General features: G+C 31.7%; 14 protein-coding genes. 1 reads left to right on the top strand and 13 read right to left on the bottom strand.

Annotated elements, in window-relative coordinates; translation table 11 throughout:
* Positions 1-2: 2 nt before the first annotated feature.
* From B5E75_RS00900 to B5E75_RS00890, 3 genes are read right to left on the bottom strand one after another with little or no spacing between them, the layout of a single operon-like run.
* On the bottom strand, positions 3-1,325 hold the full coding sequence (locus tag B5E75_RS00900) for a M18 family aminopeptidase (RefSeq protein ID WP_087356936.1): 1,323 nt from the start codon (positions 1,323-1,325) through the stop codon (positions 3-5).
* Positions 1,326-1,364: 39 nt separating this feature from the next.
* The gene (locus B5E75_RS00895; RefSeq protein ID WP_087356935.1) at positions 1,365-2,069 is read right to left on the bottom strand and encodes a restriction endonuclease; all 705 of its coding nucleotides are present in this window, start codon (positions 2,067-2,069) and stop codon (positions 1,365-1,367) included.
* A complete protein-coding gene (locus B5E75_RS00890; protein WP_162607610.1) occupies positions 2,066-2,752 on the bottom strand; it encodes a TIM44-like domain-containing protein in 687 nt (228 codons plus the stop codon). Before B5E75_RS00890 ends, B5E75_RS00895 begins: the two co-directional genes overlap by 4 nt.
* Before the next feature lie 75 nt (positions 2,753-2,827).
* Between B5E75_RS00890 and B5E75_RS00885 the strand changes: the two genes are divergently transcribed.
* Complete coding sequence (locus B5E75_RS00885; protein WP_087356933.1) at positions 2,828-4,558, top strand: ABC-F family ATP-binding cassette domain-containing protein; 1,731 nt, start codon at positions 2,828-2,830, stop codon at positions 4,556-4,558.
* Here B5E75_RS00885 and B5E75_RS14690 read toward each other — a convergent pair.
* The 10 genes from B5E75_RS14690 to B5E75_RS00840 all read right to left on the bottom strand — a co-directional run bounded on the left by B5E75_RS14690 (position 4,555) and on the right by B5E75_RS00840 (position 13,961).
* A complete protein-coding gene (locus tag B5E75_RS14690; RefSeq protein WP_164483528.1) occupies positions 4,555-4,707 on the bottom strand; it encodes a hypothetical protein in 153 nt (50 codons plus the stop codon). The two genes, B5E75_RS00885 and B5E75_RS14690, sit on opposite strands and share 4 nt — an antisense overlap.
* Before the next feature lie 9 nt (positions 4,708-4,716).
* Positions 4,717-7,065 carry a homocysteine S-methyltransferase family protein gene (locus B5E75_RS00880; protein ID WP_087356932.1) on the bottom strand — a complete coding sequence of 783 codons (2,349 nt, stop codon included), beginning with the start codon at positions 7,063-7,065 and terminating at the stop codon, positions 4,717-4,719.
* On the bottom strand, positions 7,047-7,676 hold the full coding sequence (locus B5E75_RS00875; RefSeq protein ID WP_087356931.1) for a vitamin B12 dependent-methionine synthase activation domain-containing protein: 630 nt from the start codon (positions 7,674-7,676) through the stop codon (positions 7,047-7,049). The genes B5E75_RS00880 and B5E75_RS00875 overlap by 19 nt, the downstream gene beginning before the upstream one ends.
* On the bottom strand, positions 7,669-8,553 hold the full coding sequence (gene metF, locus B5E75_RS00870; RefSeq protein WP_087356930.1) for a methylenetetrahydrofolate reductase [NAD(P)H]: 885 nt from the start codon (positions 8,551-8,553) through the stop codon (positions 7,669-7,671). The genes B5E75_RS00875 and metF overlap by 8 nt, the downstream gene beginning before the upstream one ends.
* 48 nt (positions 8,554-8,601) lie before the next feature.
* Positions 8,602-9,363: a C39 family peptidase gene (locus tag B5E75_RS00865; protein WP_087356929.1), complete on the bottom strand. Its 762-nt coding sequence runs from the start codon at positions 9,361-9,363 to the stop codon at positions 8,602-8,604.
* 70 nt (positions 9,364-9,433) lie between these two features.
* Complete coding sequence (locus B5E75_RS00860) at positions 9,434-10,531, bottom strand: sensor histidine kinase (protein ID WP_087356928.1); 1,098 nt, start codon at positions 10,529-10,531, stop codon at positions 9,434-9,436.
* Positions 10,524-11,204, bottom strand: a complete 681-nt coding sequence (gene vanR, locus B5E75_RS00855) for a VanR-ABDEGLN family response regulator transcription factor (RefSeq protein ID WP_087356927.1) — start codon at positions 11,202-11,204, stop codon at positions 10,524-10,526. The genes B5E75_RS00860 and vanR overlap by 8 nt, the downstream gene beginning before the upstream one ends.
* Before the next feature lie 88 nt (positions 11,205-11,292).
* Positions 11,293-12,687 carry an anti-sigma-I factor RsgI family protein gene (locus B5E75_RS00850; RefSeq protein WP_087356926.1) on the bottom strand — a complete coding sequence of 465 codons (1,395 nt, stop codon included), beginning with the start codon at positions 12,685-12,687 and terminating at the stop codon, positions 11,293-11,295.
* Entirely contained in the window at positions 12,680-13,195 is a 516-nt protein-coding gene (locus B5E75_RS00845; protein ID WP_087356925.1) for an RNA polymerase sigma factor, read from the bottom strand. The genes B5E75_RS00850 and B5E75_RS00845 overlap by 8 nt, the downstream gene beginning before the upstream one ends.
* A gap of 82 nt (positions 13,196-13,277) precedes the next feature.
* On the bottom strand, positions 13,278-13,961 hold the full coding sequence (locus B5E75_RS00840) for a hypothetical protein (RefSeq protein ID WP_087356924.1): 684 nt from the start codon (positions 13,959-13,961) through the stop codon (positions 13,278-13,280).
* Between the last annotated feature and the right edge of the window lie 62 nt (positions 13,962-14,023).

The raw sequence follows: 14,023 nt of genomic DNA, 5'->3' as shown, positions 1-14,023 counted from the left end.
ATTTAATCACCTTCTATTAAAATATTTCCATCACTTAATACCTGAATATGACTATTAAAAAATGCTTTTGTTAACTGAATCATATCATAAGAATCTTGAACCCCTGCTGTTTCATAAGCTGAGTGCATCGCTAATTGTGGTAAACCAATATCCACACAATTCATAGATACTTGTGACATGGCAATATTTCCTAAAGTACTACCACCTACAGTATCAGAACGATTCGCAAAGAACTGTAATGAAACATTGGCTTTTTGACATAATCCCTTGATCACCGCAATACTTAAACCATCACTTGTATATTTTTGTCCGGCATGAGATTTGACGACAACTCCCTGATTCATATACACGCAATTATCTTGATCTGTCTTTTCAACATGATGAGGGTGTACAGCATGTGCATTATCTCCACTTAACATAAAACTATTAGCTAAAGCACGATAGAAATCTTCACTGTCTTGGAAAAGATGATGATGAATGCGATATAAAGTATCATACAAAAATGTTGAGGCAGCACCTTGTTTTGTTCCTGAACCCACTTCTTCGTTATCAAAACAAGCAAAAACCTGAATAGATTGAGGATGTGATCCTTGTAAAAATCCTTGTAAAGATGTATAGGCACATTGTAAATCATCTAATCGAGGGGCAGAAATAAATTCTTCATGAGCACCCCATAAAGATGGTGCAGTGCGATTATATAAGTAAAGATCACTGCCATAGATAGCTTCTTCATCTACTTGTAATTCTTTTGCAATCATTTTTTTCAAATCACCTATTTGACCTTGCTTTCCAGCAAAAAGAGGCAACATATCAATTTGTTTATTATAGGCATATCCTTCATTAACTGTACGATTCATATGTATAGCCAAATGAGGAATCAAAACCAGATCACGATCAAAACTTAATAAACGTGTCTGATAAGTGTTATTTTGTTTAATCATCACACGACCGGCAATCGATAATGGTCGATCAAACCATGATGAACAGATCATTCCACCATATCCTTCTGTATTCAACATCAGATAATGGTTTTTCACTTCCATCTCTGCCTTTTCTTTTAATTTAAAAGTAGGTGAATCACTATGTGATGCCACAATCTGAAAATTATAATGATCTAATTTTTCACCAATATGAAAAGCAATTAAACTTGACTGATTACGTGTCACATAATATTTTCCACCTTTTGTCATAGACCATTTTTGACTTTCTGATAATTCTTGATATCCTGCTTCATTCAACATTTTTTTCATTGTATCTACAGCATGGAAAGCTGTTGGACTTTGTTGAATAAAAGACATTAACTGTTGAGAAACTTCTTTATACATTTTTATACCTCCGTTTTTATTATTGTATCATAAATGATATCAAATAGGACTTTTTTCTAATAATTTTATGCCTTCCTCTACTGAAGAAATATATACTTCTCTTAAACCATATTCATCTTCACATGATACAATATCATAAAATTCTAAATCATCTAAAATATAATCAATTCGTGAAAGAGGAATTTGGAGCTGTTGATAAAGCAAATCTTCAGAAGCATAATTCGCATTTATAATGACCTGCAAAATATCTTCATAAGGATGATGATCAGAATGATGAAAACGATAAAATAAAGCGTGACGATTCGCACGACGACGCATTAAAGCCAATTTTTCTCCATCCCATAAAATGACACCATTATTTTTTGCTAGAGCATAAGCCTGTCTTGTAAAAGTCTGATTAGTAACAACGACTGCTTCATCATAATCATAATACTCACAACCACTATAAGCCTGTTGAATCGCACTGACACCTACTGGCTTACTATAATACTTACATTGAAAAGCATATCTAACACCTCGATAACTGGCTAGAATATCAACCCCATAATCCCCACTTTGACGTGTTAAACGCAAATGTTTATAACCTAGTCGTTTCAATATTTCATAAACATATTGTTCAAATTCAATGCCAGTCATATGCTTTTTTAAACGAGGAATCCAGCCAAATATCCAACCTAACAATGAACCACATAAACGTCCTAACAAATGAATCAGCCATCGAAATAATTTCCAAATCCACTTCATGACTCTACCTCATCTTGTTGTTTAATTTCATCCAATAAAATGTCATCTCCATAACGTATAAATTTCCAATATTCTACAAAAGTATCATGATGACTCTCTATGATTTGTTCATCTTGAACCATCGTATCATTCATCTTTCCTTCAATATATACCCAGAAATAATCTTGATGATTATCTATATCATCATATAAATCAACAAGAATCACCTTAAACAATTGAATATTATCTAAAACATTCTGTTGATTTTGATATTGTTGCCATTCCATCTTTAATTGCCATCTTTCATAAAGAGCGTCACTTAAACATAGCTTGAGTGTTGTTAAATCCTGTTTTGACCAAGCCTTCTGGATTTTAAAATATTGTTCTTCTACTTTTTTCTTTAAGACTTTTTCATCCCAGAATGTATCCTGCTGATATGCTGTTTTTATATCATCTACAATCTCCTGATGCATTTTTTTGGCTTTATGACGCTTCCAGTACAGCATCATCATCAGACAGCCACCTGCACCTAAAACACCTGCAATTGGCGAACCACCTTGACGAGTTGAGCTTGTATGTGGTGATGAAGTATGACTGCTATGTCCACGACTTCCTCCACCACTGCTGCTACCTCCTCCAGCACGTGCAAAAACAGGTTGACACATGAATATGAAAATGAATAAAATAATGATGACTTTTTTCATGAACATCACTTCCTACGAAAATATTTACAAAATAAAAAGTCATGATACAATAAAACAATAAAGGAGAATATGAATATGTTAATGAGTGTATCACATCTTGAAAAATATAACAATTTAAAATGTATCGCAAAAGATATTTCTTTTTCTATTCATGAACATGATAAAATAGGTTTGATTGGTCTTAATGGAGCTGGAAAATCAACTCTTTTAAAAATTTTAGCTGGTCAAGAAGATTATAAAGGAGAAATTATCAAAAAGAAAGATATCCGCATTAACTATCTTTCTCAGCATCCACAATTCCAGCCAGAAAACACCGTTCTACAACAAGTCTACCAAGAAGTTGGTCATGATATTGCCGAATATGAAATCCTTTCCATTTTAAATCGTTTTCAGATCACTCACCATCATCAACCTGTCGGTCAATTATCAGGTGGTCAAAAAAAGCGTGTTGCTTTAGCAATCGCCCTCATCAAACCTTGTGATTTACTCTTATTAGATGAACCAACCAATCATTTAGATCATGAAATGATTGAATATTTAGAAAAATTTCTTATCAAATTCAATAAAGCTTTAGTTATGATTACCCATGATCGTTATTTTCTAGAACGTATTACAAAGCGTATGATGGAATTAGACTATGGACAACTTTATTTCTATGATGCGAACTACTCACTTTATTTAGAACAAAAAGCTTTGCGAGAAGAAACACAACAAAATACACAACACAAAAGAAAACAATTTCTCAAAAAAGAACTCGAATGGGTTCGTGCTGGTGTTCAGGCACGTACAACTAAAAACAAAGGACGTCTTCAAAGATTTGAAACTTTAAGTCAACAGGAGGATGTTCCTGTTCGTCAAAACTTAGAAATGATTGATATTGCTTCACGTTTAGGTCATAAAACCATTGTTTTACATGGTGTATCACATGGTTATGATTCCGTTTTGTTTGAACCTTTTGATTATTTATTAAAAAGAAATGAACGTGTTGGTATTATTGGTATCAATGGTTCTGGCAAATCAACTTTACTCCATATTATAGCCAGAGAATTACAGCCTACAAAAGGATATGTAGAATATGGTGAAACCATTCGTATCGGTTACTTTAAACAGGGTCACGAAGATATGGATTCTCAACAAAAAGTGATTGACTATATTCAAGATGAAGCCCGATATCTCCAGACACGTCAAGGTGAGTTTTCCGCTAAACAAATGTGTGAAAAATTTCTATTTGATAAAGATATGCAATATACGCCTATTGGTCGTTTATCTGGTGGTGAAAAAAGACGCTTATATTTATTAAAAGTCTTAATGAGTGCTCCTAATGTCTTGTTATTAGATGAACCAACTAACGATTTAGATATTACGACATTACAGATTTTAGAAGACTATTTAGATAGCTTTCAAGGAATAATCATCACTGTATCCCATGATCGTTATTTCTTAGATCGTCTTTGTGATACGCTTTGGGTGTTTAATCATCAGCGTATTGAAATTCATAATGGAGGCTATAGTGATTATATGTTGAATGCACAACCTGTTCAACGCAAAGTCAAAAAGGCAGTGAAACCTCAAAAAGAACGTGCTGTCAGATTAACATATCATGAAAAAAAGGAACTTCAAACATTAGAAGAAACACTTCCTTTACTAGAACAACAGCTTCATGAATTAGATGAACAACTTCATCATGTCAGTGATTTTGCTTCTATCCAAGCTCTTTCTTGTCAAAGAAATCAATTAGAGGAAGATATTGAAACCAAAAGCAATCGTTGGCTTATTCTATTAGAAAAAGAAGAACAGTCACATTAAGACTGTTCTTCTTTTTCTTTGACTTTAATTTTAATTGTCATTTGTTCATCAACTTGAATATCTTCACTTTCTTCTTGTGTTGCAAACAAAGGAATCTCTGTTTCAAGTTCATCTAAATCGGTTGCATTCATTTTAACTTTTAATGCCATAAGACCCTCCTATAAAATATCCTGTAATAATGTGACTGTTGCCATTGCATCTTGGCAATAATAATCAGCCCCTATTTCTCTAGCAATATCCGCTGTGAGTACAGCTCCTCCTACCCAGATAGGACAATCACAATGAGCTTCTTTTAATGCCTGAATCGTTTTTTGCATATGGACGACTGTTGTTGTCATTAAAGCACTCAAACCTATCGCCTGAGGGTGATATTTTTGATAGGCTTCCACAACACGTTCTTTTTTCACATCTTTGCCTAAATCAATAACTTGATAACCATAGCTTTCTAAAATAACCTTAACAATATTCTTTCCAATATCATGAACATCTCCTTCAACAGTACACATAACAACTGTCGCTTTTGCAGCATCTTGTTGATGAAACGTTGATTTAATGACTTCAAAAGCAAGTTTTGTTGTTTCTGCTGATTGAATCAGTTGTGGTAAAAAGATACGATTGTTTTCATAATCATCACCCACTTGATTCAGTGCTGGAATAATAATTTGATCAATGATTTCTAAAGCTTGTTTTGTTTGTAAGAGTTCCTGTGTTTTGGCTTTCACCTCATCTTTTAAACCATGAATAATGATATCATGCAATGTAAAATCCGTTGTAGGAAAGACTGGTTGTACGGTGTGCTGGGATTGTTTTTCAATGTATTGAATTGCATCTTTATCTTGATAAGAGAGAACACGATAAGCATCAATCGTATCCATTAATTGTTGATCTAAAGGATTAATAATCGGTAAATTTAATCCTGCCTGTAATGCCAGTGCTAAAAAGGTACGATTAAGCAAAGGACGATGAGGTAAACCAAAGGATACATTAGATACACCTAATGTCGTATAAAGAGATAATTCATTTTTAACTAATGATACAGCTTTTAATGTTTCTTGTACTTCTTTTTGTTGAGCTGAAGCTGTTAAAGTTAAACAATCAATAATGATATCTTTTGATGGTATTTGATAAGTTTTTGCTTTTTGTATAATTTTTTTGGCAAGTGTTAATCTTTCATCTGCATATAAAGGAATTCCATCTTGTAATGTTAATCCAATAACAACACCACCATATTTTTGAACAATCGGAAAAATAGCTTCCATAACTTCCTCTTTAGCATTCACTGAATTAATTAATGGCTTTCCATTATAATAACGACATGCTTTTTCAATGACTTCTGGCGAAGAAGAATCAATCTGTAAAGGCAAATCAATCACTTCCTGCAACATTTTGAGAACAGTGACCATCACCTGTTTTTCATCAATACCAGGTAAACCCACATTAACATCTAATATATCTGCGCCAGCTCTTTGTTGTTGAATGGCTTCTTTCACATATTCTTCATAGTTTCCTTCTTTTAAAGCCGCTTTCAATTTCTTTTTCCCAGTCGGATTAAGTCTTTCACCACAAACAACCACTTGTCCTTCAAATAAAACTGTCTGATGAGCACTGGACACAGCAGTATAAGGTAAGACTTCTCGGGGTTGACTATATGAAGGCAAATGCTCTTTTAAACCAGCAATAAATTCTGGTGTCGTTCCACAACATCCACCAATAATATTAACACCAAGCTGTGCATATTCTTTCATAGCTTCTACAAATTCATCACTTTTCATTGGATAACATGTATGACCATGTTCTAAACAAGGTAATCCAGCGTTTGGTTGAACAATGACTGGCACAGAAGCATATTTTAAAATCGTTTTGACAATCGGTAATAGTTCAACTGGTCCTAGTGAACAATTCACACCAAGAGCATCGACCTTTAATCCTTCAACTACATTGACAAATGTAAGAGGATCTGTTCCTGTTAAAGTTCGCTGATGACTTTCAAATGTCATTGTCACAAACACAGGTAAATCACTATTTTCTTTAACAGCTAAAATACCTGCTTTGACTTCATATAAATCCGTCATTGTTTCTAGTAAAACAGCATCAACATCATCTTTTACCATTAAAACCTGTGAAGCAATCATTTCATAAGCTTCATCAAAGCGAAGTGTCCCTAGTGGTTCCAATAACTGGCCTATAGGTCCAATATCTAAAACAATATAAGCATCTGGATTCACTTCATCTCTTGCTTTTTTAGCATTTTTCACAGCGGCTTTCAATAAATCACAATAACAATATCCACTTTCCTGCATCTTTAAAGGATTACACCCAAAAGTATTCGTCGTGATAAAATGAGCCCCAGCCTTAAGATATTGCTTATGAATATCAATAATCATCTCAGGGTGTTCTATATTATAAACTTCTGGTATCTCCCCTGCTTTCATTCCATACTTTTGCAACATTGAACCCATAGCACCATCAAAAATCAATAATTCTTTCTTTAATCTTTCACGTAACATCTTTGTCCCCCTTTCCTTAATTCACAACTTTCTTTGCGAATACACGATAAACATGTTTTTTTCATATTTTTTCCAATCCCTATAAGACCAATCATCGACTTCATTGGAATCAATAAGCCCGAACTATTCATACTGACACCTAATTTTTTATCAATCTGCAACAAAGTTGCGAATGTTTTATTGAGCTGCATTGGTATATCTCCATAACCCGGTGCCAAACGAAATGTTCGTTCTTTAAAATCTAAAGTCTTTTCAAAATCATCACAACATTCCTCTAAATACGCATTACTCACGGCATCAAATACAACAGCTTTATGCATATCAATATGTTCATAATACTTCAATTGACGATCAATCATTGTTGAGAGCGTACAGGCAATAATACAACATTCATGACAATCTTTGAAATAAAACTTTAAATCATCTGATACCAAAGGAATATTCACTTCTTTCAACATCAAGGGATGATGGGATAAATGATAAATTTGATAGACAGCTTTAAATTGTGCAATCGTCTGGACTTCATGAATACATTCATCTATGAATTGTTCAGTTGTCTGGTCCATTACCGTTTGGGCTTGAAGATAATGTCTGATCAGTTGTTTATTCATGATTCAACTCTTTTAATACAGTAGGAATATTTTGAAAAATAGCTTTAGCTATTTCAGGTTTATTCATTGTATAAATATGAATACCATCAACTCCATTTGTGATTAAATCAATAATCTGATGTGTTGCATAATTAATTCCTATTTCTTTCATAGCTTGAGGATAATGATAGTAAGATTCAATCATTGTTGATAATTCATATGGAATTGAACATCCACATAATTTGGCTGTTCTTAATAATGATTTAGAATGTGTGACAGGCATAATTCCAGCTAGAATCGGTACTGTAATACCTCTTTTTCTAGCCTCTTTAACCAAACGATAGTAATAATGATTATCAAAGAAAATTTGTGTAATCAGATATTCAGCTCCGGCATCCACCTTTTCTTTTAAAGCCTTTAAATCTTCTTCTAAACAACTGGCTTCTTGATGCACTTCGGGATAACAGGCTCCAGATAAACAAAAATCATCTGGAAAATGAGATGAAATAAATTGATTTAAATCTTTTGCATAATGAAAAGCAAGTTCATGTTGAAGACCATCTTGAGGATAATCTCCACGTAAAGAGAGAATATTTTCTATATTGTTGTCTTTTAATTGTTGACAGATGTCTAATATTTCTTGTTGTGTTGAAGAAATACATGTCAAATGAGCAACTGCTTCAATATGGTATTGATTTTTAATCGTAGATGCGATTTCAACAGTTTTTCCTTTTGTTGAACCACCAGCTCCATAAGTGACACTGATAAAATCTGGATTTAAATGTGATAATTCTTCAATTGTATAATAAATAGATGAAATATCTCCTTCTTTATTTTTAGGCGGAAAAACTTCAAAAGAAATAGTTGCTTTCTTTTTTAATATTTCAGAAATTTTCATATTGTTACCTCCATTTTTTGTTTATTTTATAACACAAAAAAAGAATAGTCAAAAACTATTCTGGCTATATGCCCATAAATTTCTAATTTGGTAAGATAGATCATCAAAAGAATAATATCCACTTTTCTTTTGACTGTTAGGATCAAGCACTTTTATTTGATGATTTTTATATTCAGATAAAACAATAAAATGACCTGTAGATGTAAAAGTCCCTTTAGAAACACTACAAATAATAGGATGTCCTTCTAACAGATTTGAAACAACTGTTTTTTCATCCAAAGGAATTTCTTTAACATCAATACCACATGCCTGTGCCCCTCTCACCATCAATGGCCACGCTGTTCCTGCTTCACTATAATAACCATTTTGTTCACTATACTGTGCCATATAATAAGGATGATAACGTCCATTTTGAGTAAGATAACTGACAACCATTGATAAACATGTCGGTCCACATCCATCAATAGCCATCATCTGATCCCCATACATCTTATATCCCCAACGTTTATCCCATTGCATAAATAAAGGCATACTTTCACTTTGAATCTCTTGTTGAATATTAATAGCAATGTCTTTCTCATGATCTTCAGGATAATCAGCTACAAAAGGAATGGTTTCTTTATTTCTTAATGCCAGATCAATCAATTCTTGAGGATAAGCATCGGGGTTATCAACAATTTGATGCCATTTGGCAGATATATCATAATCATAAGATAAATGAATATCTTCTTTTAAAATAAAATGATCCGCTAGTAAAATAAGGATAGGAATCACCAATACTGCTATAAATACTAATATTTTTCTTCTCATAACATCTTCCTCCATGAAAACATTATAGAGGAATAAAAAATATATTTTTTTAATAAATACTTAAGATTTTCTAAAGTTCATGACGTGGTAACATCACATCAAAAGATGTTTTTTGATTTTCGCTCTTGACTTTAATAAAACCATGATGTTGTTCCACAATTGTTTTGGCGATAGATAATCCTAGCCCTGAGCCTCCTGTTGATGAATTACGTGATTCATCTAAACGATAAAACTGCTTAAAAATATTTTGAATTTTATCGGGTGGAATTGTATCTCCCTGATTTTCAAAAACCACATGTGTATAGCTTTCATCTTGATATGCTTGGATATGAATGATTGTATGTTCATAACTATAATGAAAAGCATTTTTTAAAATATTATTAAAAACTCTTGCCATTTTTTGAGCATCAACACAGACAATCAAATTTTCTGGAACTTGAATATCTATTTTCTGATCTTTTTGAGAAGTTAATGGATAAAATTCTTCTTTCATTTGTTCTAAAAGATAAAGAAGATGGATATTTTCTAGATGTAAAGGAGAATATGTCTGATTGAGTTTTGCAATATCAAAAAATTCATTAATGAGTCGTTCTAAACGATAGGCTTTTTCTAAAGTAATATGAGTGTACTGATGACGTAAATCCTCTGGTAAATGAGGCGTTTCATCTAACAGACATAAATAACCTATTACTGAGGCTAAAGGTGTTTTAATATCATGAGCCAGATATGCAATCATATCTACTTTATGCTGAACTTCATCAATAGCCTTTTTTTCATTTTCAATACTTTCTCTTTTTAAGGCATTTAAATCATTTTCTAATTCATATAGAGATTCATCTAAAACAATTCTTTGATCATCTTTTTGAAAAAGAATTTGAATCTGTGAAAAAACACGAGATATTTTTTGAATGGCATAAATTTCTACGATAATAGAATTTAATAAAATAACCATCATAATAATCATAAAGATAATCGTTCTTTGATTTCTTAATGCAAAATGAGCAAAATCCCAACCAAAAAACTCTTGTAAAAAATTAATAAAAGCACCATTATAAAAATAATCCATATAAAAATAAAGACAAAGAATAAAAACAAAACAACTTGCTGTAATCAATATATGTATTTTAATAATTTCATGTTGAAATTTCTTTGTATAATCTTTATTCAATTTTATAACCTACTCCCCATACAGTTTGAATATAACGTGGATTTTCAGCAGAATCATTCATTTTTTCTCTTAAATGTCGAATATGAACCATAATTGAACTACTAGAATTTGTATAATACTTCTCACCCCATAAATCGTGAAAAATCTGATCAACACTGACAACTTTTCCCTTATTGGAACATAGCAACCATAAAATAGAAAATTCAGTTGGAGTCAATGACAATAATTGATTATCTAAATAACAATGATGATTATCTTTATCAATAGTTAAAGCCCCTATTGTTAAAACAGATTCATCTTTTTTAGGTGACATCATTGCATATCGACGTAATTGTGCCTTAATTCTTGCCATCAGTTCTAATGGTCGAAAAGGTTTTGTGACATAATCATCAGCCCCCATTGTTAAACCGGTAATCTTATCTATTTCCGTTTCTTTGGCAGTCAACATAATAATAGGGAAAATTTTCGTTTCACGTATTTTAGAACATATTTTTAAACCATCAATATCAGGCAACATAATATCCAATACAGCCAAATCAATATCCTTTGTTTCAACACAACGTAAAGCATCGCAACCATTATAAAATTTAAAAACATGAAAGTTTTCATTTTTTAAATATAATTCTACTAAATCAGCAATTTCTTTTTCATCATCAACAACTAAAATATTCATATTCTCACCTCATTCATCATTATATTACATTATTCATGTGAATGTTTTAAGAATTTATTAAGAAAAAAGAAGAAGCTTGTCACTTCTTCTAATCGTCATAGTCTTTTTCATGTGAAAGAATAGATCCATTTTCAGCACTGATTTCATATTCATATTCATAATGTCCAGATTTAAAAGAAACTTCATAGTGATGATCATCTAATTCAACATCGACATCATAAACATTTGATGATGAAACACCTGCATGTTGGAATGCTTTTTGTTTCGCATCATTGTGATTGATTTTCACTTGACCAACATATTCCTTTTCATGCTTTAAGATTGAACCTGTTGTTCCATTAATCTTATATTCATATTTATAATTGCCACTGACAAATTCATACTCATATTCATAAATACCATCATCATAATCTTTTTCCATCTTTTCTTGACTTACTGTGCTGACTCCGGCATGATTTTTCGCAATTGATTTTGCCTGTTCCTGTGAAATCTGGTTGTTTGATGAAGATGTTGTCTGATTTTGTTGAGTTGATTGACTTGATGATTGTGTAGAATGTTCATTGTCTTTTTCTTTTTTCACAATCGCTCCTGTTGTTGCATTGATTTCATAATCATATTCTACTTGATTCTTATAGAATTCAACTTCATATATCATCACACCATCATCATAATCCATCTCTACCTTTGCCATCTCTGGATTTGATACATTGGCATCTGTCAATGCAATCTGCTGTGCTTTCTCTTTTCCGATATATCCACTTTCACTGGCATTGCCTGTAATGGATACCTGATCAACCTGATTGCTTTGTAATAAGAGATTCAATTCATGAATAGACAGATTCTTCAATGAATCAAATGTATATAATGAATTCTTAGAAACAAGCTGTTGAATAATTTCAGCTTTTCCTACAGAAATCTGATATTGCTTAGCCAGTGCTTCAATATCCTTATCACTGATTGTCTGTGAAACAATGGAACCATTAATATCACTGGCTTTCAATAATTCATCAATATTCAATGAAAGCTGTTCTCTGAGCTTTTCATTTTCCTGTTCATTATCGCCAGTCACAGAAATCAATAATGAATTTTTCAGTTCATCAATATAGCCTTCCTTCAACATGGCACCAATCAAAGCATTGACACCCACTTCAATATCACTACCTTTTAAATTCATATCACCAACGATTTTTTTACCATCTTCATTGTTTGTCTTGACTTCAACAATTTTATAATCATTATCTAGATTCAATTCCACACTAGGATTGACATCTAAACCAACAACTGTTTCCACAGCATGTGTTGAAGGCAACAACATTAATACCATAGCCATACATACAGCAGCCACTGGAACTGCAAAGAGATAATGTCTTTTTTTCTTTTTGGTTTCTACTACAATATTTTCATCTCGATATTTTAATTCTTCTTTAATTTCATCTAAGCGATGAGGTGTTATTTTCTTAAAAGCCTTTTTGATTTCATTCATAAGTCTTCTCTCCTATCTTTTTCATTTTCTTCATACCACGATGATAGCTTGATAAGGATGTCGCTATAGGAATATTTAATAAACTTGCTATTTCATGATGTTTCAATCCCCATAAAGAATGCATAATAATGACTTCTCTTTCCTGATCATTTAAACTTTCAAACAAATGTTCTAAAATCATTTGAGTATGCATATCTGTTTCTGGAGGACAATACAAATGATCTTGATATTCCTGTGTTACATTTTGTCTTCGTAAATGAAGATAACTTTCATTTCTTGCGATTGTATAAATCCATGCAAGTGGTTTTTTCTGTGATTGATAATTTTTAGCCGCTAAATAAATTTTCACATATACTTCTTGTAAAATATCACTACTATCATCGTAGTTTTTGATAATGCTCATAATATAGGCAAAAACACTTGTTTTTGTTTTTTCATATAATTGATCTAAAGCATTATCAATATGGGGAATCTGAAGAATGAGATCATCTATTTCTTTTTGATTCATATTTTTTCCCCCTTTCACTATATTAATGAGATGATTAGTTATATTATTGCATATTTTTTATTTTTTGTTAAAAAAATGATTCCTAAGAATCATTTTGAAATGAATGTATATATTGATCAAGGATAGGATTATCTAAAAAAGTTAAATCTTGAATATGTTCTATTGGTTTAGCTTTTAAATATTGTGTCAACTTATTTTGTACAAGAATATCAAAATGATATGGGTGTGTTAAGACAAGATGTTGTTGACACTGAAAACGAATATAACAATATTGAATAATAAAATAATAAAAACGAAGAATATAGAGTTGTTGTAGACACTCTATATGATAAGTTTGTGGATAATCATTTTTATTATTTTGCGGACATCCACAAAAAAGATTATCAAGATAAGATAATGGTGATAATAGATGAGAACAGGAATTCATGAAAGGGTTTGACAAAAGATAATCATACAAATAAATGGCTTCAAGAATACCAGCTTCTAAATAAATAGCCTGAGAAGCAGGAATTGTAATTTTCATCAAAGATAACTGCTTTATATATTGATATAAGTTATCCAAACTGTAGGCATAAAATTTTTTTGAATGTTCTTGTTTTGTATAAATAAGATAGAAGTTTGCTTTTTGATGATAGGAAACATTTTCAGTGAGCTGACTATGATGAATCACTTGAACATGATATTTATCAGCTAAAAAATCTTCATCAAAAAATTGATCAGATGGTTGTAAAAAGGTTAGAGAATGAAAAAAATCATATATATACATAGGAACATCTCCTTATATAGTTACTTTTTTATCTATTATTTTTTTCATTATAACAATAGTTT

Source organism: Massiliimicrobium timonense (assembly GCF_002160865.1).
Lineage (GTDB): Bacteria > Bacillota_I > Bacilli_A > Erysipelotrichales > Coprobacillaceae > Allocoprobacillus.
This window is presented reverse-complemented; position numbering and strand designations above follow the sequence as displayed.